Origin of the sequence: Stenotrophomonas mexicanensis, from assembly GCF_032911605.1 — a bacterium.
In the GTDB taxonomy this organism is placed as follows: Bacteria; Pseudomonadota; Gammaproteobacteria; order Xanthomonadales; family Xanthomonadaceae; genus Stenotrophomonas; species Stenotrophomonas maltophilia_A.
In genome coordinates, this window is the sequence record NZ_JAWJTG010000005.1 from 1 (window position 1) to 23818 (window position 23818).

Annotated in this window: 22 protein-coding genes; 9 read left to right on the top strand and 13 right to left on the bottom strand. The window is 68.4% G+C overall.

Features of this window, described 5'->3' with window-relative positions; genetic code table 11:
• Positions 1-49: 49 nt before the first annotated feature.
• Positions 50-514: a hypothetical protein gene (locus R1L06_RS03865; protein WP_014038879.1), complete on the bottom strand. Its 465-nt coding sequence runs from the start codon at positions 512-514 to the stop codon at positions 50-52.
• Positions 515-698: 184 nt separating this feature from the next.
• Here R1L06_RS03865 and R1L06_RS03870 point away from each other — a divergent pair, with 184 nt between their 5' ends.
• The 4 genes from R1L06_RS03870 to R1L06_RS03885 all read left to right on the top strand — a co-directional run bounded on the left by R1L06_RS03870 (position 699) and on the right by R1L06_RS03885 (position 3298).
• On the top strand, positions 699-947 hold the full coding sequence (locus tag R1L06_RS03870) for a hypothetical protein (RefSeq protein ID WP_006475755.1): 249 nt from the start codon (positions 699-701) through the stop codon (positions 945-947).
• A gap of 122 nt (positions 948-1069) precedes the next feature.
• The gene (locus tag R1L06_RS03875) at positions 1070-1987 is read left to right on the top strand and encodes a bestrophin family protein (RefSeq protein WP_010482217.1); all 918 of its coding nucleotides are present in this window, start codon (positions 1070-1072) and stop codon (positions 1985-1987) included.
• Between the two features lie 19 nt (positions 1988-2006).
• A complete protein-coding gene (hemB, locus tag R1L06_RS03880; protein WP_032129123.1) occupies positions 2007-2996 on the top strand; it encodes a porphobilinogen synthase in 990 nt (329 codons plus the stop codon).
• A 32-nt stretch (positions 2997-3028) separates the two neighbouring features.
• A complete protein-coding gene (locus R1L06_RS03885; protein WP_049400875.1) occupies positions 3029-3298 on the top strand; it encodes a hypothetical protein in 270 nt (89 codons plus the stop codon).
• Between the two features lie 150 nt (positions 3299-3448).
• Here R1L06_RS03885 and R1L06_RS03890 read toward each other — a convergent pair whose 3' ends face one another.
• Positions 3449-4321 (bottom strand): TolB family protein, encoded by an 873-nt coding sequence (locus R1L06_RS03890; RefSeq protein WP_317216952.1) that lies wholly within the window; start codon positions 4319-4321, stop codon positions 3449-3451.
• A 48-nt stretch (positions 4322-4369) separates the two neighbouring features.
• On the opposite strand from R1L06_RS03890, the gene aroE reads away from it, so the two are divergent.
• From aroE to dinG, 3 genes are all read left to right on the top strand, one after another.
• Positions 4370-5215, top strand: a complete 846-nt coding sequence (gene aroE / locus R1L06_RS03895; protein ID WP_071228545.1) for a shikimate dehydrogenase — start codon at positions 4370-4372, stop codon at positions 5213-5215.
• A 3-nt stretch (positions 5216-5218) separates the two neighbouring features.
• Positions 5219-5572, top strand: a complete 354-nt coding sequence (locus R1L06_RS03900; RefSeq protein ID WP_049400872.1) for a hypothetical protein — start codon at positions 5219-5221, stop codon at positions 5570-5572.
• A gap of 167 nt (positions 5573-5739) precedes the next feature.
• Positions 5740-7842: an ATP-dependent DNA helicase DinG gene (gene dinG, locus R1L06_RS03905; RefSeq protein WP_317216953.1), complete on the top strand. Its 2103-nt coding sequence runs from the start codon at positions 5740-5742 to the stop codon at positions 7840-7842.
• A gap of 57 nt (positions 7843-7899) precedes the next feature.
• Here dinG and R1L06_RS03910 read toward each other — a convergent pair whose 3' ends face one another.
• Both R1L06_RS03910 and ilvD read right to left on the bottom strand, forming a co-directional pair.
• A complete protein-coding gene (locus R1L06_RS03910) occupies positions 7900-8511 on the bottom strand; it encodes a hypothetical protein (RefSeq protein ID WP_317216954.1) in 612 nt (203 codons plus the stop codon).
• A gap of 138 nt (positions 8512-8649) precedes the next feature.
• Positions 8650-10488 carry a dihydroxy-acid dehydratase gene (gene ilvD, locus R1L06_RS03915; protein ID WP_049424111.1) on the bottom strand — a complete coding sequence of 613 codons (1839 nt, stop codon included), beginning with the start codon at positions 10486-10488 and terminating at the stop codon, positions 8650-8652.
• A gap of 312 nt (positions 10489-10800) precedes the next feature.
• On the opposite strand from ilvD, the gene R1L06_RS03920 reads away from it, so the two are divergent.
• Both R1L06_RS03920 and R1L06_RS03925 read left to right on the top strand, forming a co-directional pair.
• Positions 10801-11373 (top strand): DUF1190 domain-containing protein, encoded by a 573-nt coding sequence (locus R1L06_RS03920; RefSeq protein ID WP_014038869.1) that lies wholly within the window; start codon positions 10801-10803, stop codon positions 11371-11373.
• A gap of 7 nt (positions 11374-11380) precedes the next feature.
• Positions 11381-12559 (top strand): glutathionylspermidine synthase family protein, encoded by a 1179-nt coding sequence (locus R1L06_RS03925; RefSeq protein ID WP_317216955.1) that lies wholly within the window; start codon positions 11381-11383, stop codon positions 12557-12559.
• A 561-nt stretch (positions 12560-13120) separates the two neighbouring features.
• Here R1L06_RS03925 and R1L06_RS03930 read toward each other — a convergent pair.
• The 9 genes from R1L06_RS03930 to R1L06_RS03970 form a co-directional block, all read right to left on the bottom strand.
• Positions 13121-14419, bottom strand: a complete 1299-nt coding sequence (locus R1L06_RS03930; protein ID WP_317216956.1) for a DUF58 domain-containing protein — start codon at positions 14417-14419, stop codon at positions 13121-13123.
• Positions 14416-15402, bottom strand: coding sequence for an AAA family ATPase (locus R1L06_RS03935; protein ID WP_005411535.1), 987 nt, complete (start codon positions 15400-15402; stop codon positions 14416-14418). Before R1L06_RS03935 ends, R1L06_RS03930 begins: the two co-directional genes overlap by 4 nt.
• Complete coding sequence (locus R1L06_RS03940) at positions 15399-16583, bottom strand: DUF4350 domain-containing protein (RefSeq protein ID WP_317216957.1); 1185 nt, start codon at positions 16581-16583, stop codon at positions 15399-15401. The genes R1L06_RS03935 and R1L06_RS03940 overlap by 4 nt, the downstream gene beginning before the upstream one ends.
• Positions 16580-18196 carry a DUF4129 domain-containing protein gene (locus R1L06_RS03945; protein WP_317216958.1) on the bottom strand — a complete coding sequence of 539 codons (1617 nt, stop codon included), beginning with the start codon at positions 18194-18196 and terminating at the stop codon, positions 16580-16582. Before R1L06_RS03945 ends, R1L06_RS03940 begins: the two co-directional genes overlap by 4 nt.
• Positions 18186-19178: a stage II sporulation protein M gene (locus R1L06_RS03950; RefSeq protein WP_032129115.1), complete on the bottom strand. Its 993-nt coding sequence runs from the start codon at positions 19176-19178 to the stop codon at positions 18186-18188. Before R1L06_RS03950 ends, R1L06_RS03945 begins: the two co-directional genes overlap by 11 nt.
• Positions 19175-19864, bottom strand: a complete 690-nt coding sequence (locus R1L06_RS03955; protein ID WP_049400866.1) for an RDD family protein — start codon at positions 19862-19864, stop codon at positions 19175-19177. The genes R1L06_RS03950 and R1L06_RS03955 overlap by 4 nt, the downstream gene beginning before the upstream one ends.
• Before the next feature lie 123 nt (positions 19865-19987).
• The gene (locus tag R1L06_RS03960; RefSeq protein WP_032129113.1) at positions 19988-20518 is read right to left on the bottom strand and encodes a gamma carbonic anhydrase family protein; all 531 of its coding nucleotides are present in this window, start codon (positions 20516-20518) and stop codon (positions 19988-19990) included.
• A gap of 255 nt (positions 20519-20773) precedes the next feature.
• The gene (gene mnmG, locus R1L06_RS03965) at positions 20774-22663 is read right to left on the bottom strand and encodes a tRNA uridine-5-carboxymethylaminomethyl(34) synthesis enzyme MnmG (RefSeq protein ID WP_049400865.1); all 1890 of its coding nucleotides are present in this window, start codon (positions 22661-22663) and stop codon (positions 20774-20776) included.
• Between the two features lie 550 nt (positions 22664-23213).
• Positions 23214-23699, bottom strand: coding sequence for a hypothetical protein (locus R1L06_RS03970; protein ID WP_019337023.1), 486 nt, complete (start codon positions 23697-23699; stop codon positions 23214-23216).
• Positions 23700-23818: the final 119 nt, after the last annotated feature.

The window sequence follows — 23818 nt, forward strand, 5'->3', positions numbered from 1 at the left end:
ATGAGGTTGCCGGCCAGCGGCCGGCACTACCGGCGGTGACCCTCTCGGGTCACCGCTGCGGTTGCGGCGTAATCACTTGTGTCGGCAACCGCGCGGGCGGTGCCGGATTCGGCACCCAGATCGCGACGCCGGCGGCGCGCTTCTGCGTGGTCGGAATACCGATGCCGACGCCGCCACCGACGTGCGAGCCGAACGTGCCGGCGCCGACCGACATGCCCACCGGCGAGCCACTGCTGCCCACGCCCATCAACACCACGCCATTGGCGCCGAGCGCGGCGGCCTCACGCTTCAGGCGTGCCACGGCGGCATCAGTCTGGCCCTGGGTGCCGAAGCCGACGGCGGACGCCGATTCCAGCTGGGCGATTTCCTGTGAACCGGCCGGTGGCGTCGAATAGATCTGCACCAGCGCCGGATCGATCGGTGCGCGGGCGCGGCCCAGCATCACCTTGGAGGTACTGGCACAGCCAGCGGCGACCAGCAGGATGGCCGCCAACGCGGCCCAACGGATGTTCATGGCACGACCCCTGTAGGACTGGTTGCGATCATCGGCGGGCCACTCTGAATCGGCGCCAACACCCGGGCCAGGGCACGCACGGCAGCACGCTAGCACGGCGGGGGTGACAGCCCCGCCAATGGCAGTAGGCGGCGGCAGCGGGAACGTCTATGGTTGGGGCAGGAACCAACTGCGGGAGAGCGGCATGGGTGTGATCAGTCTGTTGTGGGGCGTACTGGCGCTGTTGTGGATGATCCTGGCGCTGATTCCACTGCTGGGCTGGGGCAACTGGTTCCTGATCCCGTTCGCTGCGGTGGGCGCGGTCATCGCCGCGCTCGGCATCCTGTTCACCCACCCGAGCAAGCGTGGCCGGGCCTGGGCCGGCCTGGTCCTGAACGGCATCGTGGTGGTGGTGGGCATCCTCCGCCTCGGCCTGGGGGGCGGCGTGATCTGAGCCCACACCCGGGTGCGACAGGGCGTCGCAGGCGCACGGTCCATGGCCGGGCAGGGGCGTACAATGAATGGCTGCGCGAGCCCCCCGCGTGCCTGTGAATCCGCGCCCGGCGCGGCTGCCTCATGATCATCCGACCCCGTCCCCACGGCTGGCAACTGCTTTACATCCTGCGCGGTTCGATCGTCAAAGCGATCGCGCCCAAGGTGCTGGCCATCCTGATCCTGTCCATTGCCGTGGCTGCGGTGGTGGAACTGGCGCCGCCCACCGGCATCGAACGCGTTTCCGTCACGCCGTTCACCCTGCTCGGCCTGGTCCTGTCGATCTTCCTCAGCTTCCGCAACAGCGCCTGCTACGAGCGCTGGTGGGAAGGCCGCAAGCTGTGGGGCCAGCTGGTCTACGAATCGCGCTCGCTGGCCCGCCAGGTGAACCTGCTGCTGGCCGATGACACCGGCCGCCGCCGCCGCATCGCCTACCTCACCACCGCCTTCGCTCATGCACTGGCCGGTCGCCTGCGCGGGCGCATCGTGGCGCTGATGGCCCTGCCGTGGCTGGACAAGCGCCAGCGCGAACAACTCGGGCAGCGCGAGAACGTGCCCGACGCGCTGCTCTCGATGATCGCTGCGGAACTGGCGCAGGCCCTGCGCGCCGGTGACCTCGACCCGATCCTCTACACCCAGCTGGAAGAGCGCCTGCATGCGATGTCGTCGATCCAGGCCGGCTGCGAGCGCATCCTCACCACACCGCTGCCGTTCGCCTACACCCTGCTGCTGCACCGCTGCGCGTGGATGTTCTGCGTGCTGCTGCCGTTCGGCCTGGCCAGTTCGCTGGGCTGGGGCACGCCGGTGCTGTCGGCGGTGCTGGCCTATGCCTTCTTCGGCCTGGACCAGCTGGGCGAAGAAATGGAAGACCCGTTCGGCCTGGAGCCGAACGACCTGCCGCTGGACGCGCTGGTGCGCACGATCGAGATCGACCAGCTCGACGCGCTCGGCGAACGCCCATTGCCCGAACCCCTGCTGCCGCAGGGCTACCTGTTGCAATAGCCACTCCTCGGAGCCTGCCATGTCCCACCCGCTTTACCGACCGCGCCGCATGCGCCATGACGAGTTCTCGCGCCGCCTGATGCGTGAGAACACGCTGACCACCGACGACCTGATCTACCCGGTGTTCGTGCACGAACTGGCTGGCCGCACCGCGGTGCCGTCGATGCCGGGCGTGGAGCGGCTGTCGATCGAAGAACTGCTGAAGGTGGCCGAAGAGGCGCTGGAGCTGGGCATTCCGGTGATCGACCTGTTCCCGGTGATCGACCCGTCGCTGAAGTCGCTGGACGCGTCGGCGGCGTGGGCCGAGGACGGCCTGGCGCAGCGTGCGATCCGTGCGCTGAAGTCGCGCTTCCCGGAACTGGGGGTGATGACCGACGTGGCGCTGGACCCGTACACCACCCACGGCCAGGACGGCATCATCGACGACAAGGGCTATGTGCTGAACGACATCACCGTCGAGGCGCTGGTCAAGCAGTCGGTATCGCACGCCGAGGCCGGTGTGGACATCGTCTCGCCGTCGGACATGATGGACGGCCGCATCGGCGCGATCCGTCGTGCGCTGGATGCCGACAACCACATCAACGTGCGCATCATGGCCTACTCGGCCAAGTACGCCTCGGCGTTCTACGGTCCGTTCCGTGATGCGGTGGGCAGCGCCGCCAGCCTCGGCAAGGCCGACAAGAAGACCTACCAGATGGACCCTGCCAACGGCGACGAGGCCCTGCGCGAGATCGCGCTGGACCTGGAAGAGGGCGCCGACATGGTGATGGTCAAGCCGGGCATGCCGTACCTGGACCTGGTGCGCCGGGTGAAGGAAAAATTCGGCGTGCCGACCTTCGCCTACCAGGTGAGTGGCGAGTACGCGATGATGAAGGCGGCTTTCGCCAATGGCTGGCTGGACGAACGCGCCTGCGTGCTGGAGTCACTGCTGGGCTTCAAGCGGGCCGGCGCCGATGGCGTGCTGACCTATTTCGCGCCGCAGGTGGCGCGATGGCTGCGCGAGCGCTGACAATAGCGCCACGATAGACGGAGGATTACGCGATGGGACCCGAACTGGGATGGATGCAATGGCTGATCTGGGGCATCGGTACGCTGGTGTTCGGCGCCATCATCGTCGGTGTCTTCATCGCTGCCTGGCGGGCCGGCAAGCGCCCGCCGGAGCAGCTCTCCGCCGCCCGCCATGTCGCCCGTGAGCAGGCCCTGCCGGACAGCGTGCAGGCCGAACTGGCCGCGTTGAACCAGCGCAAGGACAATGGCCAGCTGAGCGAGATCGAGTACGAGCAGCAGCGCGCCAAGGTGTTGTCGCGCTGACGGGTGGGTGCCAACCTTGGTTGGCACTTTCCCGCATGCCAACCAAGGTTGGCATCTACCAAGCGGCCATTCACGCACGGCGTGGATCTACCGCACGCACCTGGCGCCTCCATCGCCCTGGTAGCCGCCAACCTTGGTTGGCGTTTGCCGTCAACGTGCGCCCGGCACGCACCCCGCAACCGCCGCCACCTTCGGCACGGCCAACCGGTACACGTCCACGCCACCGGCACGCGGTGCCTTCGCCGCACTGCTGGCGACCATCATCTCGCCGGGCTTGGCGTTGTCGATCACCGGCGCGCCGGTCCAGCCGCCGGCCTGGTTGAACGACAGCCCCAATGGCTGCAGCGGCGCACCGGTCCACGCACAGCCGCTGCTCCACACCTGCGCGGTGCTGCCGCTGCCGCGGCTGAACACCACCGCGCCGTCATGGCCCAGCCAATCGCCATCGGTCTCGTCATCGGCGCTGTTCAACGCGGTCAACGCCGTTGCAGGGCCACGCCTGCCCTGGGCATCCAACGTGGTCACGAACAGGTCCCAGCCCGCGCCACCGCCCTGCTGCCGAGCAAACAACAGCCGCTGGCCGTCCATGCTCAGAGCCGGCCCGCGCTCTTCCCGGCGCCCGCCATCACCGGCCAGGGCCTGCGCGCTGCCCAGCCGGCCATCGGCAGCCAGCGCGGCCCGATACAGCGCCAGCTTGCCCTCGCCGCCGGCCGTGAACAGCAGCCAGCGGCCGTCACGGCTGAAGTAGGGATCACGGGCCTCACCGGCCACGCCTACCGGCAGTGCCTGCGCCTGCTGCCAGCGGCCGTCGACCACGCGCGCCTCCCACAGCCCCCAACCGGCCTCGCCACGGCGGGCGAAGACGATGCGCTGGCCATCGGCGCTGATCGTGGCGCGGCCCTCGTCGGCACGGGTCGAGACCACGCCCATGCCTTCGATGCCGTACTCGTTCAACGCCATCGCCACGGGGGCAGAGAGTAGACTGGCGGCAAGCACCAGCAGGGGCGGGGTGATGCGCATCATCCGGGTCCGTGCACGAAAGAGCATCAGTCTAGCCAGCTTGAGGATTCCATGACCGACCGTTACGCCGTCTTCGGACACCCCGTTGCCCACTCGAAGTCGCCGCAGATCCACGCGACGTTCGGTCGCCAGGAAGGCATCGCGGTGGATTACCGCGCGATCGACCTGGCCCCGGATGCGTTCCTGGCCGGCCTGGAAGCCTTCGCCGCCGACGGCGGTGTCGGTGCCAACGTCACCTCGCCGCACAAGGAAGCCGCGTTCTCGGTGTGCACCACGCTGACTGCACGTGCGCGCCGCGCCGGCTCGGTCAACACGCTGCTGCGCAAGGGCGACCGCTGGCATGGCGACACCACCGACGGCATCGGCCTGGTGCGTGACCTGACCGACCGCCATGGCCTGGACCTGCGTGGCCGCCGCATGCTGCTGATCGGTGCCGGCGGCTCCGCGCGCAGCGTCGCTCCGGCCTTCCTTGATGCCGGCATCACCGAGCTGGTGGTGGTCAACCGCACGCCGGAACGCGCCGATGAACTGATCGACGCGATGGGCGAACCGGGCCGCGCGATCAGCCGCTACTGGGAAGACCTGCGCGAGCTGGGCGACTTCGAACTGATCGTCAATGCCACCTCGGCCGGCCGCGACCGCGACGTCGAGTTCAAGCTGCCGTTGTCGCTGGTCAACTCGATGACCACCGCCGTCGACCTGAACTACGGCGAGGCCGCCATCGCCTTCCTGGCCTGGGCGCGCGCAGCGAACTGCCGCAATACTGTGGATGGCCTGGGCATGCTGGTCGAGCAGGCGGCCGAGAGCTTCCTGCAGTGGCACGGTGTGCGTCCGCAGACCGACGAGGTCTACCAGACGCTGCGGCAGGGCTCGGCCGTGCTGGCCGGCGAGGACTGATCGATGGACAACACGACCCTGATGGTGACGGTGCTGAGCATCGTGGGCGTGCGCCTGCCGGTGCTGATCGCACTGTGCGTGGGCCTGGTCTGGGTGGTCGGCGCACCGCGCGATGCCACCCGCACCGGCGCCCTGGTCGGCCTGGTGCTGTTGCTGCTGTCCAGCCTCGGCAGCATGGCCGCCGGCATCCTGCCGATGTGGTTGATCAACAGCGGCAACTTCGACGCCATCTCGGGCATGAGTGCCATCCTTGGCGTGCTGCACTTCGCGCTGGCGATGGTCGAGGCCATCGGCGTGGTGCTGCTGGTGTGGGCGCTGGTGCGCCTGCTGCGTACCCGCACGATCCCGGCATCCTGACCGGTAGCGCCGGGCCATGCCCGGCGTATCTGGCCCTTGGGTGGTCCGCCCATCGGACCGTGACCGCCGCCTGGCGTCGTCGCTGGCCCGTTCAGAGTGCCAGCGACGGTGAACGCGGCCGGCCATGCGACAATGACCGGCCTGATCCAGCCACGGTACTTCCCGGCGTGACCGAAACCGTCGCCGCTCCGCGCACGCTTGATGACACCTTGAAGGACGCGATCCGCAAGGCGTACACGACGCTGCAGGCCAATACCCCCGGCTTCTCCACCCGTCGCTCGCAGAGCCAGATGATCGGCGTGGTGTCGCGTGCGCTGTCGAAAAGCGGTGGCGTCGGCGTGGTCGAAGCGCCCACCGGCGTCGGCAAGAGCCTGGGCTACCTCACCGCAGGCGTACCGATCGCGCTGGCCAGCAAGAAGAAGCTGGTGATCAGCACCGGCACCGTGGCGCTGCAGTCGCAGCTGGTCGAGCGCGATATCCCGAATTTCCTGAAAGCCACCGGCCTGGAAGCGACCGTCGCGCTGGCCAAGGGCCGTACCCGCTACCTGTGCACGCGCAACGCTGCCGAAGCGCAGGGCGAGGGCTCCCAGGGCGGCATGTTTGAGGATGACGCGCCCTTGTTCGACCGGCCGCTGGCGCCGATCGAGATGGACATCGCCAAGCGCCTGACCGATGCCTTCACCGGTGGCAGCTGGGATGGCGACATCGACAACGCGCCGGAGACCATCAGTCCCGGCCTGCGCAGCCGCATCACCACGCCGGCCTCGGGCTGTGCCGGGCGCCGCTGTGCCTATTCGGCGCAGTGCGCGGTGCTGCGTTCGCGCAACACGGTGCGCGATGCGCAGATCGTGGTCACCAACCACGCGCTGCTGCTGTCAGCGCTGTCGATCGGCGACAGCGACAACGGCCAGCCGTTGATCGCGCCGCCGTCGGACATGCTGCTGGTGCTGGACGAAGGTCATCACATCGGCAACGTGGCGATCGATCAGGGCGCGGCCAGCCTGGCGCTGGACGAGATGGCCAAGCGCACCGGTCGCCTGCAGATCCTGATTGCCGGCGCCTACCGCGCGGTCGACAAGGATCGCTTGGGCAACCTGCTGCCCAACGAAGCGATCGACGTCGCCAGCAACGTGGCCAAGCAGCTGCGTGCGTTCCGCGACCACATCGAACGGGTATGGATGCCGGCACCGGCGGACGAAGAGCCGATGTGGCGCGCGGCCAACGGGCGCCTGCCCGAGGCCTGGCGCGAGCCGATCGAGGCCCTGGCCGACGATACCCGCAGCCTCTACAACTGGGCGCATGCCGCCACCGCGCAGGTTGCCAAGGGCAAGCAGGACGATGCCGCGCGCGAGCGCCTGCAGCGCAACCTGGGCATGGCGCTGGAAATGATCGAGCAGCAGTACAACCTGTGGCAGGCGTGGCGCCGCGAAGACAAGGACGGCGCACCGCCGATGGCACGCTGGGTCACCGCCACCCGCGACGGCGATCTGGTGCTGCACGGCTCGCCGGTATCGGCCGCGCACGTGCTGCGCAAGCTGCTGTGGGATGAAGTGGATTCGGTGGTGATGACCTCGGCGACGTTGACCGGCGGTGGCGATTTCCAGTCGCTGGCGATCGACAACGGCATTCCCGAAGAGGCCGAGATGGTCTCGCTGTCGTCGCCGTTCGACCTGCCCAACCAGGCCGAGCTGATCGTGCCGAAGTTCCCGGTCACGCCGGACGACCGCGAAGGCCACCCGCGCGAAGTGGCGCGCTACCTGGACACCGAACTGGACTGGGCCAAGGGCTCGATGGTGCTGTTCACCTCGCGCTGGAAGATGGAGAAGGTGGCCGGACTGATGTCGGCCGCGCGCCGCAAGCAGGTGCTGGTGCAGGGCGAGATGTCCAAGACCCGGCTGATCGACGAGCATCTGCGCCGCGTGGCGGCAGGCGAAGGCTCGGTGCTGTTCGGGCTGAATTCGTTCGGCGAAGGCCTCGACCTGCCCGGTGAGGCCTGCACCACGGTGGTGATCACCCAGGTGCCGTTCGCGGTGCCGACCGATCCGCAGACCGCCACGCTCAGTGAATGGTTCGAGGGGCGTGGGCTCAACGCCTTCAACCTGATCGCGATTCCGCACGCGCTGCGCACGCTGACCCAGTTCGCCGGCCGCCTGATCCGCACCTCCACCGACACCGGCCGCGTGGTGATCCTCGATTCGCGGCTGCTGACCCGCCGCTACGGCAAGCGCATCATCGACGCGCTGCCACCGTTCAAGCGTGTGATCGGCTGACACGGGGTCGGATCCCTTCCGCAGGAAAGGCTCTAACCCCACCACGCACTCTGTCGCTCAACCGCCCTCCGGATTCCGGCAGGACTGGTTGCCCATCGCATTGTGGTAATCGCGATCAAAGCAGCGCAGGAAGCCATCGAGCACGTCCAGGTTCGGCGGCCACGGCGCATCCACCTTCTGCCCGCCGGCGGTCGTGAAGTGATAGCGCCCATCCTTCAGCGCCCTGGCAATCTGCTCCGGCGCAGGAATCGCGATCAACCTTGCACGCGCTTTCTCCAGCGCCGCACGATCGCGCTGCAGGAAGGCGATCGTGCCGTCCACGTAGGCGTTCCAGTAACCGGGATCGGTGTCGGTGGGCTTGTAGGTGCGCTGCATCAGCGCCACCGCCTGCGGGTACTGGCCCGCCTCCGCACGCATCTGGCCTTCATGCCACAGAATCATGGAGTTGCCTGCAGCCTTCGGCAACGCAGCATAGGCGGCGAGAAGGTCAGCGGCTTCGCGGTGGCAGCCACGGTCGGCCAGCGTGCGCCAGCCGCCTTCCATGTCCTGATCGAACGCATCCGGTTCCATCGCCAGCATCGCGGCACGGTCGTAGCTGCAGTCGGGGGCTTTGGACGGTTCTGCCGACGTGCCCAGGGCAGCGGCCAGCGCAAAGGAAAGCAACATCATCTCAACCTCCGTGTTGGTGACTTCCTGGACCACCATAACGGATCAGGAGGGGTAGCGCCGGCCGCTGGCCGGCAACCTCATTGATGTGCAGACGCATTGTGCAGATGCCGGCCAGCGGCCGGCACTACCGCACGGGGGTCAATCGCCGAGCAGCGCGGTGTTGCGTACGGCGCCCTTGTCGGCGCTGGTGGCGAGCAGCGCGTAAGCCTTCAGCGCGCTGGTGACTTTGCGCGGGCGCGGTGCGCGCGGCTTCCAGCCGCGGGCATCGGCGTCGGCGCGGCGCTGGGCCAGCGTGGCCTCATCCAGCAGCAGGTCGATGCGGCGGGCCGGGATGTCGATGCGGATGCGGTCGCCGTTTTCCACCAGGCCGATGACACCGCCGCTGGCGGCTTCCGGCGAGACGTGGCCGATCGACAGGCCCGAGGTTCCGCCGGAAAAGCGGCCATCGGTGAGCAACGCACATTGCTTGCCCAGCCCCTTCGATTTCAGATAGCTGGTCGGGTACAGCATCTCCTGCATGCCGGGACCGCCCTTCGGGCCTTCGTAGCGGATGACCACCACCTCGCCCGGCTGCACCTCGTCAGCGAGGATGCCGGCGACGGCGGCGTCCTGGCTTTCGTAGACGCGCGCGGGGCCTTCGAACACATGGATCGACTCGTCCACGCCGGCGGTCTTCACCACGCAGCCATCGATGGCCAGGTTGCCGCGAAGCACGGCCAGCCCGCCTTCCAGCGAATACGCGTGCTGCAGCGAACGGATGCAGCCCTCGGCGCGGTCTACGTCCAGCGTCGGCCAGCGCGTGGCCTGGCTGAAGGCTTCCTGGGTGGGGATGCCGGCCGGGCCAGCCTTGAAGAAGGTATGCAGGGTGTCGTTGTCACTGCGCACCACGTCCCAGCGTTCCAGTGCTTCGGCCAGGCTGGCGCTGTGCACGGTCGGCACCGTGGTTTCGAGCAGGCCGGCGCGGTCCAGTTCACCGAGGATGCCGAACACGCCGCCGGCGCGGTGCACGTCCTCGATGTGGTACTTCGGCGTGTTCGGCGCCACCTTGCACAGCTGCGGTACGCGCCGCGACAGCGCGTCGATGTGGGTCAGGTCGAAGTCGACCTCCGCTTCCTGCGCGGCAGCCAGCAGATGCAGGATGGTGTTGGTGGAACCGCCCATGGCGATGTCCAGGGTCATCGCGTTGGCGAACGCGGCCTGGGTGGCGATGCCGCGCGGTAGCGCGCTCGGGTCTTCGCCGCCATACCAGCGGTGGCAGAGTTCGACGATCAGACGGCCGGCGCGGCGGAACAGCGCCTCGCGGTCGGCATGGGTGGCCAGCGTGGTGCCATTGCCCGGCAGCGACAGGCCCAGCGCTTCGGTCAGGCAGTTCATCGAGTTGGCGGTGAACATGCCCGAGCAGGAGCCGCAGGTGGGGCAGGCGCTGCGCTCGAACGCGGCGACCTTCTCGTCGGAGGCGCTGTCATCGGCGGCCACCACCATCGCATCGACCAGGTCCAGCTTGTGCTCGGACAGCTTGGTCTTGCCTGCTTCCATCGGCCCGCCGGAGACGAACACCACCGGGATGTTGAGGCGCAGCGCGGCCATCAGCATGCCGGGGGTGATCTTGTCGCAGTTGCTGATGCACACCAGCGCGTCGGCGCAGTGCGCGTTGACCATGTACTCCACGGCATCGGCGATGATCTCGCGGCTGGGCAGCGAATACAGCATGCCGTCGTGGCCCATCGCGATGCCGTCGTCCACGGCGATGGTGTTGAATTCCTTGGCGACGCCGCCGACCTGTTCGATCTCGCGCGCGACCAGCTGGCCGAGGTCCTTCAGGTGCACGTGGCCGGGCACGAACTGGGTGAAGGAGTTGGCGATGGCGATGATCGGCTTGTGGAAGTCGCCGTCCTTCATGCCGGTGGCACGCCACAGGGCGCGGGCGCCAGCCATGTTGCGGCCGGCGGTGGAGGTGCGGGAGCGGTATTCAGGCATGGCTGGCGGAACGGGCGGGCCGTACAACGTGGGGGTCGCCCGATCATGGCCAATTTTTTCGGTTGCTGCTGCAACCACCCGTTTTCGGTAGATGCCGACCTTGGTCGGCGCCGTGCCGTGTGTGCCAACCAAGGTTGGCACCTACCAGAGCGGTGAGCCGCCCGGGGTCGGATCCCATCGCGGTGCGATGGGCTCTGACCCCAATGCCCGACGAAAATGAAAGTCCGTTCATCTTTCGGACTTTGCCGATTCCGGTTGCTGGTCCGGATTTGGCATCATTGGGGCATTGATCCGTCGACAGGGCATGAGGCCATGAAACGTTCCCGCACCACCGCGCTGCTGCTGATGAGCGCCGCACCGCTGCTGTTCACCGCCTGCCAGAAGGAGCCGGAGGTGAAGGTGCAGGAAGGCCTGTACACCTCGGTGGAGGCCTGCACCGAGGCCACCGGCGATCCGTCGTCGTGCCGCAATGCGTTCGCCGAAGCGCAGAAGCAGGCCGCCGATGCGGCGCCGAAGTACGCCAGCAAGGAAGCCTGCGAGAAGGACTACAAGCCGGAACAGTGCGTGCAGCAGCACACCTCGGCCGGTACCTCGTTCATCGGCCCGATGATGATGGGCTTCTTCATGTCGCAGATGCTGAGCAACCGCGGCGGCCTCGCGCCGCAGGCGCCGGCGGCGTCGCCGGCCTACCAGGACAAGAGCGCTGGTTGGGCGCGTCCGGCACCGGGCGGCAGCGGCGGCCTGAACACCGCCAGCGGCATCGGCGCCGGCAAGGCGGGCCTGGCGCCGGTCACCAGCGAACCGAACCGTGCGGTCACCGCCAGCCGTGGTGGCTTCGGCAACACCAGCGCACGCCGCAGCACCAGCGGCAGCTACGGCGGCTGATCGACCCATGCAGCGTATCCGGATTGCCGAGCGTGCCCAGTGGCGGGCACGCGCGGAAGAGGCGGGTTTCCGCTTCCACACCATCGACGGCCAGCCGTACTGGGATGAAAGCGCGTATTACGCTTTCACCCTGCGCCAGATCGAGCAGGACATCGAAGACCCCAGCGCCGAGCTGCACCAGATGGCGCTGGACCTGGTCGGCGATGTCATCGGCAGCGAACGCCTGATGGATCAGCTGGCGATTCCGTCGCATTACCGCGACTGGATCGCCGACAGCTGGCGCCAGCGCCAGCCGCATCTGTACGGTCGCCTGGACCTGGCCTACGACGGTACCGGCCCGGCCAAGCTGTACGAGTTGAACTACGACACGCCGACCTCGCTGTTCGAGGCCAGCTTCTTCCAGTGGCAATGGCTGGAAGACCAGCGCAATACCGGTCGCCTGCCGCAGCATGCCGACCAGTTCAACGCGATCCACGAAGCGCTGGTCGAACGCTTCGGCGAACTGGCCACGCAGCTGCCGCCGCCGCTGTATTTCAGCGCCGTGGGCAGTTCGGAAGAAGACCGCGGCACCGTGGAGTACCTGCGCGACTGTGCGTCGCAGGCCGGCCTGCATGGCCAGGCCATCGCCATCGAGGATATCGGTCTGTCCGAGGATGGACGCTTCACCGCGCTGGACGATTCGGTGATCGGCACGCTGTTCAAGCTGTACCCACTGGAAGACCTGATGGCCGAGGAGTTCGGCCGCGCGCTGCCCGGCTCGGGCGTGCAGCTGCTGGAGCCGGCGTGGAAGGCGGTGCTGAGCAACAAGGGCATCCTGCCGCTGCTGTGGCAGCGCAACGTGGGCCATCCGAACCTGCTGGAAGCGCATTTCGATGACGGCAGCACGCTGGCGTCGGGCTGGGTGCGCAAGCCGCTGTTCTCGCGCGAAGGCGCCAACATCGAGATGCACCTGGCCGATGGCAGCACCCAACGCAGCGACGGTCCCTACGACGGCCCGGCGATCATCCAGCGTGCGCATCCGCTGACCCGCTTCGAAGGCGGCTACCCGCTGATCGGCAGCTGGGTGGTGGGTGACCACGCCTGCGGCATCGGTATCCGCGAAGACGACAGCGCGATCACCCGCGACAGCGCGCGCTTCGTGCCGCACGCGATCGTTGACGAGGCGCCGACGCGGATCTACGTCTGATGACAGTGCGGCGCCCCCGGGCCGGCGTGGGCAACCGACGCCGGTCGTAGAACAACCGCTGTGGGTAGTGGCCGACCTTGGTCGGCGCCGTTGATTCCGTGCCAACCAAGGTTGGCACCTACCAGAGCGGTGCGTCGGCTGTTGCAGGGGTAGTGCCGGCCGCTGGCCGGCTACCGCCGTGCGTAGATGCCGACCCTGGTCGGCGCTGTGGGTTTCGTGCCAACCAAGGTTGGCACCTACCAGAGCGGTGCGTCGGTTGTTGCAGGGGTAGTGCCGGCCGCTGGCCGGCAATCGGCGTTGGTAGATGCCGACCTTGGTCGGCGCCGTTGATTCCGTGCCAACCAAGGTTGGCACCCAACAGAGCGGTGCGTCGGTTGTTGCAGGGGTAGTGCCGGCCGCTGGCCGGCTACCGCCGTGCGTAGATGCCGACCCTGGTCGGCGCTGTGGGTTTCGTGCCAACCAAGGTTGGCACCTACCAGAGCGGTGCGTCGGTTGTTGCAGGGGTAGTGCCGGCCGCTGGCCGGCAACCGTTGTTGGCCCCCACCAGAGCGATCGCTGGTATCAGAGCAGCCCTTCGCGCTTCACCGCCAGGTAGCGCTCCACCAGCGCACCGGGCAGGGCATCGGCGGTTACGTCCAGCACCATCACCTTCTCGCTGCGCAGCGCCTCATGTGCCTTCGCGCGCTGCTGCAGGTACAGCGCCGCTGCACCTGCCTGGGTGGCGTCTTCCAGTGTCTGCACTTCGCTGTCCAGCACGCCGTCCAGCTCACGCTCGCGCAGGCTGGCCACGCATACCAGATGGCGCTGCTGCAGCAGGCGCACCGCCGCCAGCAGGTCTTCGATGTCTTCGTCGCGCACGTTGCTGACCAGCATCACCAGCGCGCGCCGGCGCTGGCGCAGCGACACTTCGGTAGCGGCGGCCAGGTAGTCGGTGGCCACCGCGCGTGGCTGCAGGTCGTAGCTGGCGCGCAGCAGGTGCTCGACGGTGCCCATGCCGCGCTGCGGCGCCACCCAACGGCGCTCGCCACCGGTGGCGAACAGGCCGGCGGCGTCGCCCTGGCGCAACGCCAGGTAAGCCACCACCAGCGAGGCGTTCAAGGCATGGTCGAAGTGCGAGAGCCCGCCTTCGCTGGCCAGCATGCGCCGACCGCTGTCGAGCATCAGCAGCAGCTGCTGGTTCTTCTCGTCCTGGTATTCGCGCGAGATCAGCTTGCGCGCACGCGCGGTGGCCTTCCAGTCGAGCTGGCGCAGGCTGTCGCCGATGCGGTACTCGCGCATCTGGTGGAAGTCGGTGCCTTCGCCGCGGCGGCGCTTCACGTGTGCACCGACCAGCCGCGAGGCTTGGTCGGCACTGAACAATGCAAAGCGGGTGAGCGGCACGAAGTTCGGATAGACCCGCACGTCCAGTGCGGGCGGCAGCGTGCGTTGCTGCCACCACAGCCGCCACGGTGAACGCATGCGCAGGTGCACGCCTTCGAAGCGGAAATGCCCACGCTGCAGCGGCTGCAGGTGGTAGTGCAGGGTGGAGGCACTGCCGGCCTGCAGGCGCACGCGCTGCGGCAGTGATTCCAGCGGCCAGCCGCCGGGGACCAGGTCGAACACCTGCACCGTCATCAGTGCGTCCGCCTGCAGCCGCAGTGCAGCCTCGCGGCGCACGCCCAGTGCCAGCGCTTCGGGCAGTTCGCGCTGCACCTGCGGCGACGGACGCCGCCACTGGCGCCACAGATCCATCAGCGCCGGCACGGCAATCGCCAGCGCCGCCAGCGCCCAGCTCCAGCGCGGCAGCAGACCGCCCAGCACCAGACCGCCCAGGGCAGCCCAGGCCAGCAGCAGTGCCAGCAGCAGCGGGGCCGGCCTCATCGGCGCGGCGCTTCCACCTTGGCCAGCAGCGCGCCCAGCACGTCGTCGGCGTCCTGGCCTTCGATCTGCAGTTCCGGGGCCAGCGCGATGCGGTGGCGCAGCGCCGGGCGTGCGATGTCGCGCACATCATCCGGGGTGACGAAATCACGACCGGCCAGCACCGCCTGTGCACGCGAGGCACGCACCAGCGCGATGCTGCCACGCGGGCCAGCGCCGACCGCGATACCCGGCCACTGCCTCGTGGCCGCCACAATCCGCACCGCGTAGTCGATCACTTCGTCGTCGACGGTGATCGCCGCAGTGGCGCGCTGCAGTTCCAGCAGCTCACCAGCACCGAGCACGCGTGGCACCTGGCTCAGGTCGAAATCGCTGGCGGCGCGGCCGCTGGTGATCGCGGTCACCATGCGTTTCTCGTCCTCCAGCTGCGGGTAGTCGATCAGCACCTTCAGCAGGAAGCGGTCCAGCTGTGCTTCCGGCAGCGGGTAGGTGCCTTCCTGCTCGAGCGGGTTCTGCGTGGCCAGCGCCATGAACGGCGGCGCCAGGGTGAAGGCCTTGCCTTCGATGGTCACCTGGCCTTCCTGCATCACTTCCAGCAGCGCCGACTGGGTCTTGGCGGGTGCACGGTTGATCTCGTCGGCCAGCAGCAGGTTGGTGAACACCGGGCCGCGGCGGATCTTGAAGCTCTCGCTCTTCGGGTCGTACACCGCGTGGCCACTGACGTCGCTGGGCATCAGGTCGGGGGTGAACTGTACGCGGCCGTAATCCAGTTCCAGGGCCTGTGCCAGTGCGCGCACCAGCAGGGTCTTGCCCAGCCCGGGCACGCCCTCGATCAGCACGTGACCACCGGCGAGCAGGGCCACCAGGATCTGGTCCAGCACATCGGCCTGGCCGATGAAGGCGTGGCCGACGGCATCGCGGATGGCATCGACGCGTTCGATCAGGCGGGCGTTGGCAGCCGCCGGCAGCTCGGGGACTTCAGTCATAGCAGGGATCTCATCTGGAGCAGCAAGCGGATGCGCTCGCGCAGGGCGGAGGAATCGTGCGGCGGTGGGGGCGTGAGCGCGCTGGCGACGCGGCCCTGCGGCCACTTCAGCAGCTCGGCGATGGCCTGATCGCGCGGCGCACCATCCAGCGCGGCGGCAATCGGTGCGCGCAGGCGCAGGCGGTGCAGGAACAGGGCGAGCACCGCCTCGTACAGGCGTATGCCGTGACCGAAGCGCAGCAGCAGTTCGCCACTGGCGCGCACGTGCTCCAGCAGTGAACGACGTTCCAGCACCGGCGACGGCAGCAGGCTGCCGAAGCGCTGCGAGCGGCCCCACAGCCAGCCCAGCAGGGCCAGCAGCAACGGTGCCCACAACGGCCAGCCCTGATAGAACATGCGCGACCACAGCGACGGCGGGCGGCTGGCATAGACCAGCCAGACCGCACCCTTGCCATAGTTCGGATCGAGCAGGTAGCGGGTCAGGTCGCGATGCGACGCGTCGTGCAGGCCGTCGCTGGCCCCGCCACCTGCCGACGCCAGGCGCGCTGCCGGTGAGTCCACTTCGCTGCGCATGAACTCCATGTCGGCCAGCACGCTCACTCTGCCCTGGCCGTGGCGCAGGCGCGCGAACACCAGGTCGCGATCAGTGCCCCAGCGGCGTTCGGCCTGCGCACTGGCGGCAAAGCCCAGGGTGAAGCGGCGGCCACCACAGAATTCGACGTGGCCCGGATCGTCGTCGACATGGAAGGCCTGGCAGTCGCTGCGCTGGAACAGGCTGTCTACGCCCAGCCGGTCCAGCAGGGGGCCCTGTGTGCTGCCGGCATCGTCCTCGGCCGGCGGCGGCGTACGTACCAGCAGGTGGCCACCACCGTCCACCCAGTCCAGCAGTGCGCTGGCGACGGGCGGCGGCAGTTCGCTGCTGTCCTGCAGCAGCACCACCGTGTCGTGGCGCCCCAGCGTCATCTGCTGCAACTCCAGCCGCGGTCGCGAATGCACGTCGATGCCATCGGCGCGCAGGGCCTGGCCGAGCACGTACAGCGGGTTGTAGGCGGCCTCGCCCTGTGGCGGCAGCCGGATCGTCTCGGTCACCCGCTCGTGCGTGCGCAGGTAGAGGATGGTCAGCGGCACACCGAGCAGCACCAGCAAGCCCAGCAGCAGCGACCAGAACAGGCGCGGACTCATGCCTGCCATCCGTACTGCTGGCGCAGGGTATCGGCCAATGCATCGAAATCGGCGCGGCTGGGCAGGCGGCCACCGTAGGCGGCGTACTGCCACATGCGCACAATGCGCGCGAACAGGTCACGGTCGCTGGCCTGGGGCATGCGTCGCGATGCGCGCAGGCATTGCGCTTCGGTGGCACCGGGTGGAAGCGCGATACCGCTGCGCTCGCCCACCGTGCGCACGCTGGCGCGGTACAGCAGGGCCAGCGCCTGCCGCGGCCGGCCCTGGTCCCAGAGCAGGCCGGCCTGGGTGGCCACGTCCGGCGGCAGCACCACCGGCAACTCCACCTGCTCCTCCAGCACCTTCGGTGCAGCGTCGGCCTTGCGCCGGCCACTGCCACGCAGCCACGGCAGCCACAGCCGCGCGGTCAGCAGCAGCACCAGCAGCAGGATGCCGAGCAGGCCCCAAAGGCCCCATTCGGCCAGCCGTGCCAGCCAGGCGATGCCGTCCTTGCGCGCCTTGCGTTCACCTTTGCTGTTGGTGTCACGCTGCAGCTGCTTGTCTTCCTTCTTTTCTTCCTCGGCCTGCTCGATCGGCTTCCAGCGGGTGACCTGGCGGGTCGGGCGCTGCAGCGGGTCTTCATAGGCGCGGTTCACTGCCTGACGGAAACCGGCGGTGTCCACCGGCGCTGTACCGAAGATCATTGCCGGCGTATTGGCGGGGTCGTTGGCCGCGGTGGCCGGTTCTTCCGCACTGTCTTCGTCCTCTTCGGCATCGCCTGCCTGCTCCGCGACCGTCTGCGCGTCCTGCGCATGCACCGGTGCGGACACCAGCGGCAGTGCCAGCCACAGCAGCAGCGCCAGCGTCGATGCTGCCGGCAGCAGCCGCTCGCGCAGGCGGCGCAGGGCGATTTCGACGTCCCAGGCTTCCATCTGCGTTCGACGGTTCAGGTACAGGCCAAAGCCCGCACCGACGAAGAACGGGCCGATCAGCACCGAGGCCAGCCAGCACGCCAGGTTGAAGCCCAGCCGTGCCCATGCCGGCGTGTCCTTGCCAATCATGTCCCACGCCGCACGCCACGATTCGGACATCAGCTCCAGTGGCATGAACATGAACACCGCACCGATCGCGCCGGATACCAACACGGCTTCGAACGCCAGGCAGGTCACCGTCAGTACCAGTGCCGCGCCCACTGCGCCGGCTGCCACCGCACGACGGCGTGGGCCGCGTTGGCCCGGTGTGTTGCCTTCCAGCAGGTTCACCGGCAGGCACAGGCTGCGCAGAACGCTGAAGCGACGCCAGCCCAGGTAGCCCCAGAAACCGGTGTTGCCCCAGTGGCGCTGCGCGCGCAGCGCGGCCAGCGTGCCGACCGGCTCACCGAAAATGCCGCGCGACAGCACGTACAGCGGCGCGCGTTCGAACAGCGGCTTGCACCACCACATCGCCAGCCAGGCCCAGCCGAAGGCATCCAGCCACCAGCCCAGCGCGTTGAAGATCACGAACAGCGGTGCACTGGCCAGCAGCCAGCTGCCCCACAGCGCACGCGCGTGACGGCGGGACAGGGCGGTGCCCAGCTCCATCGCTTCCCAGCCACTGCGGGCGCGCAGCGCCACGTCCAGGCGGTCAATGCGCATGGCCGCCTCCACGTCCGCCGCGCCACAGCCACAGCAGCACGCCGGCCCACAACACACCGGCCACGCTGAACTTGCCCCACGCCGGTACTTCGGCAAGTGAGGACCAGAAGGCTTCGATGAAGGCGGCCACCAGCAGCATGAAGGCGACGCCGAGGCACAGCCGTGCGCCGATGCGGCCGCCTTCGACCAGTGCATCCAGGCGGCTGCGCCGGCCCGGTGCCAGCAGCTTCATGCCCAGCTGCAGACCGGCACCGCCGGCGATCACGATCGCGGTCAGCTCGAAGGCACCGTGGCCGACCACGAAGCGCCAGAACGGGTCGCCATGGCCGATGTGCTGCAGGTGACCGGCCACCGAACCGATGATCACGCCGTTGAACAACAGCACCAGCAGCGTGCCCAGCCCAGCCAGCAGCCCGCTGGCGAAGGTGCGCAGGGCGATGCTGATGTTGTTCATGATGTAGTGGCCGAACATCATCCAGTCGGTGCCGCTGTCACGCCCCAGGCGCTCGGCGGCGGGATCGTACATGCGCTCCATCTCGGCGATCTGGCGGTTGTCCATCAGCATGTGGATCAGGTCCGGATAGACCTGCACCAGCACGAAGCAGGCCACCGCCGGCAGCGCGAACATCGCCAGCGCCACCCACATGCTGCGCGCCTGGCTGCGCACCAGCAGCGGGAAATCGGCCACCAGGAACTCCAGGGCACCCCGCCAGCGCGTCGGCGGCGTGCGGTACAGCACGCTGTGGCCCTGCTGCATGAGCTGCTGCAGGCGCTGCACCAGCTGCGGGCTGTAGCCGCGTTCGCGGGCCAGCGCCAGTTGCTGGCACAGCCGCCGGTAGCGCTGCGGGAAGGTGGTGTCGTCCAGTGCCAGGCCGCTGGCCTTGCGGCGCGTGCGGCGTGAGGCACCAGCACGCAGCAGCAGCCACTGCTCCAGGTCCTGCCATTCCTGCTGGTAGCGGGCGACGAACTGTTCCTGCTTCATCGCCGCCCCAGCAGCCAGTTGGCCATCGCATACAGGCGCAGCACGCCGACCTGGCCATGGGTGCCGGTCAGTGGCTCGGCAATACCGGCCAGCTCCTGCTGGCGTGCCGCCGACAACCGTGGCGCGCGCTCGGCGAAGGCCATCAGCGCAGCCTGTTCCTCTGGTCGCAGCGGCTGCGGCGGAGCCAGCACGCTGTCGATGGTCGGCGGCGGTGGCAGGTACAGCGCGGGTGCGTGCACCACCACGGTGCCCGCCACCAGGTCGCCAAGGCGGCGGCCATGCGGATCGAACAGGCTGCTGATCAGGCCCAGCGCATAGCCGAACGGCAGCATGTCCACCGTGCGCAGCAGGTTGCGGGTGATCGCCGCCATCCAGCCTACCGGCGCGCCATCGCGGGACAGCACGCGCAGCCCCAGCGCACGCTTGCCCAGTGTGCGCCCCCACAACGCTTCGCAGACGATCGGGTAGGCCCAGTAGACCAGGAACATCAGCACCAGGTAGAGGCCGGAGCCGAACTTGTCCAGCAGCGCCAGCGGAATGGACACCAGCACCAGTGCCGCGATGCGCACGCCAAGATCGACCAGCCAGGCCATCGCCCGCGGTACCGGGCCGGCGGCAGGCAACTGCAGCGGCACACCCTCCGGCGTCACCACCTCGCGGTAGGTATCGAGCATCGGTGCGGCCATCAGCGCGATGGCCTTCGTTGTGGGCGCCGGAGTCCTCTCCGGCGGGCAGCCACAGGCATGGGGGTCTCGACAGGTCCTGGTCGGGCCAAGACTTTAGCAGAGCCGCATGGCAGCGTCGGGGGCTCAGCCCCGGTATTCGTCCTTCAGCCGCACGTAGTGGTCGGCCGAGTAATGCAGCGCCTCGATCTCCTTGTCACTGAGCGTGCGTGCCGGTCGTGCAGGGTTGCCGACCCACAGCTCGCCTTCGCCCACCACCTTGCCGGGGCCGATCACCGCACCGGCGCCGACGAAGCCATGGCGCTCCACGCGGGCGCCATCGAGGATGCAGGCGCCCATGCCGATCAGGCTGTAATCGCCGATCGTGCAGGCATGGATGATGCAGCCGTGGCCGACGGTCACGCCTTCGCCGATCAGGGTCGGGTAGCCGGCCTTGTTGTACGGGCTGTGGTGGCTGACGTGGATGATGGTGCCGTCCTGCACGTTGGTGCGTGCACCGATACGCACATGGTTGACGTCGCCGCGGATGACCGTGCCCGGCCACACCGACACGTCATCGGCCAGCTCCACGTCGCCGATGATGGTGCAGGCCGGATCGATGTACACGCGTTCGCCGAGGACGGGCATCTTGTCGCGGAAGGGGCGCAGCGGGTTCATCGAAGTCTCCGGAAATCAGGGCGTTCACGACGATGATACCTGCGTGGTCTGCACGCCGCGCGCGCACCGCAGGGTAATGCCGGCCGCTGGCCGGCAACCTCATGGGCGTGTCTGGAGTTCTGCGATTGCCGGCCAGCGGCCGGCACTACCCGCTACGGTTCGTAGCTGTAGCCGATGCTGTATGCGGAACAGCGGATCGCGCGCAGCATTGCAGTAGATCCACGCCATGCGTAGATGGCATCTACCGCGCTCGTGTTATGCCACGCGTCCCCGACGTGCGCGCTCCAGGTGCACCAGCAGCAGCGAGATCGCTGCCGGGGTCATGCCCGGAATGCGCTGTGCCTGGCCGATGGTCTGCGGGCGTACGCGCTCCAGCTTCTGCAGCGCTTCGGCCGACAGCCCGCGCACCGTCGCGTAATCGAAGGCTTCAGCGATCGGCGTGGCTTCGTGCCGCTGCTGGCGCTCGATCTCCTCGCGCTGGCGGTCCAGGTAGCCGGCGTACTTCACGCCGATCTCCACCTGCTCGGCAACCTTGCCATCGGCCACCGCCGGGCCCAGCGAGGGCACCTGCATCAGCTTGGCGTAATCCAGCTCGGGGCGCTTGATCAGGTCCAGCACGTTGGTCTCGCGACTGACCGCCACGCCCAGCGTCTCGTTCACTTCGCGGCCCAGTGCATTGGCCGGGGTTGCCCACAGCGCACCCAGGCGTGCGCGCTCGGCAGCGACGGCGGCCTGCTTGGTCTCGAACGCGCTCCAGCGGCGATCATCCACCAGGCCCATTTCGCGGCCGGTCGGGGTCAGGCGCTGGTCGGCATTGTCCTCGCGCAGCTGCAGGCGGTACTCGGCGCGGCTGGTGAACATGCGGTACGGCTCGTTGGTGCCGTGGGTGATCAGGTCATCCACCAGCACGCCCAGGTAGGCCTCGTCGCGACGCGGGCACCAGCCGTCCAGCCCGCGCACCTGGCGCGCAGCGTTGAGGCCGGCCAGCAGGCCCTGCGCGGCGGCTTCTTCATAGCCGGTGGTGCCGTTGATCTGGCCGGCGAAGAACAGGCCGTTGACCAGCTTGGTCTCCAGCGAGGCCTTCAGCCCGCGCGGGTCGAAGAAGTCGTACTCGATCGCGTAGCCGGGGCGGGTGATGTGTGCGTTCTCGAAGCCACGGATGCTGCGCACCATCTCCAGCTGCACGTCGAACGGCAGCGAGGTGGAGATGCCGTTGGGATAGATCTCGACGATGCCCAGGCCTTCGGGTTCGACGAAGATCTGGTGGCTGGCCTTCTCGGCGAAGCGCACCACCTTGTCCTCGATGGACGGGCAGTAGCGCGGGCCGATGCCTTCGATCTGGCCGCTGTACAGCGGCGAACGGTGCAGCGCGTCGCGGATGATCTGGTGGGTCTGTTCGGTGGTGTGGGTGATCCAGCAGCTGACCTGCTGCGGATGCTCGTCCACCGAGCCGAGGAAGGACATCACCGGCCGCGGCGAATCGCCGGGCTGCTCGTCCATCACGCTGTAGTCCAGCGAGCGGCCATCGATGCGCGGCGGCGTGCCGGTCTTCAGGCGGTCCACCTGGAACGGGCGCTCGCGCAGCCGCGCGGCCAGTGTGGTGGCCGGCGGGTCGCCCATGCGGCCGGCGGCGTACTGGGTCGGGCCGACATGGATCTTGCCGGCCAGGAAGGTGCCGGCGGTCAGCACCACCGCTTCGGCGTCGAAACGCAGGCCGGTCTGGGTGATGACCCCGCGCACGGCGTCGCCTTCAATGACCAGGTCATCGACGGCGGCCTGGAACACGGTCAGATTGGCCTGGCCTTCGACGATGGCGCGGATCGCCATGCGGTACAGGTTGCGGTCGGCCTGGCAGCGGGTGGCACGCACGGCCGGACCCTTGGAGGCGTTGAGCGTGCGCCACTGGATGCCGGCGCGGTCGGCGGCATGCGCCATCGCACCACCCAGGGCGTCGATTTCCTTGACCAGGTGGCCCTTGCCGATGCCACCGATGGCCGGGTTGCAGCTCATCGCGCCCACCGTTTCGATGTTGTGGGTCAGCAGCAGGGTGCGCACGCCGGTGCGGGCCGCGGCCAGCGCGGCTTCGGTGCCGGCGTGGCCACCGCCGATGACGATGACGTCGTAACGATGGAAGGACGGGTTCATGGGGGGCTGTTCAGCTGGGGGCGGGCGCGGACCGGGGGCGGCGCCGGGGTGGCGATTTTAGCGCCATTCGGGGCCGGGACGTCGGTGCCGGCCGGCCGGCGTCGAAATCAGCCCTAAAGTTGGCAGGATTTTTGCAGATAACCCAATAGCACCCACCGTGGCTGGCGCCGTAGGCGCCCGTGACCGGAATTGGAACAGGGGCCGGTACAGGCGCACGGTGGGGGAGCAGAGGGCCGGCAGTCGGGGGACTGTCCGGCCCTGTTTTTTTGCGGCTGTCGGGAAGGCGCCATCCACGCATGGCGTGGATCTATTGACGCTGGGGCCCGCGCCGGTTGGCGACCCAACAAAACAAACGGCCCCGCATTGCGGGGCCGTTTGTCTTCAGAGGTGCCGACATCCGACAGGGCCGGAACAGGGGGGATCCAGATGTTCCTGTCGGATATCGACGTAGAGCTTTTTGCGGCGGCCCGTGTCGTTTTTGTCACTTTGTGACGCGGGCCGTCACTGTCCGCGTAGATTGCGGCTTAGACCGTGTGAAATGCAAGACGGTTCAGCGCTCAACTGTGCGCTGCGTCGCACGATCCATGTTGCGCCAGGGGGAACCGTTCATCCTCGGCGCACTCGGTGCCGGTGCCGGACGGGCCTGCGGCGGGGGCGCCGACGGCTGGGCGTTCGATTGCGGCGGGCGGCGCATGGAGTCCATGTTCCGCCACGGCGAACCCCCGTTGTACGACGGTCGCGACGGCGGCGGCGGACGGTGCTCGCCGCCATTGCCCGGACGCGGCGGCGGGCGGTGGTTGTGCGGCGGGCGGTAGATCGGGCGCGAGTAATACGGGTTGCCGTAGCCGCCGTAGTAGCCGCCATAGCCACCGTAGTAGGGGCCGTAGTTGTAGGGATAGCCGGCCGGGTAGCGGTATTCCACCGACGGCGCACCGTGGTAGTAGCTGCCGCTGCGGCCGCCGCCGACATAGTCGTAGGTGGTGCAGCCGGTCAGGGCCAGCAACAGGCCACCGGCAAGCATCAGGCGCATTTTCATGGTGGGTCCCCCCAGAGGACGGGTGTGCAGTCAGCTTCGGGCGCCAGCGTTGAATCGGCCCTTAATTCCGCCGGCCAGGATGAATGGAGGCGTAGGGCTGCATGCTGGCATGACCTGTG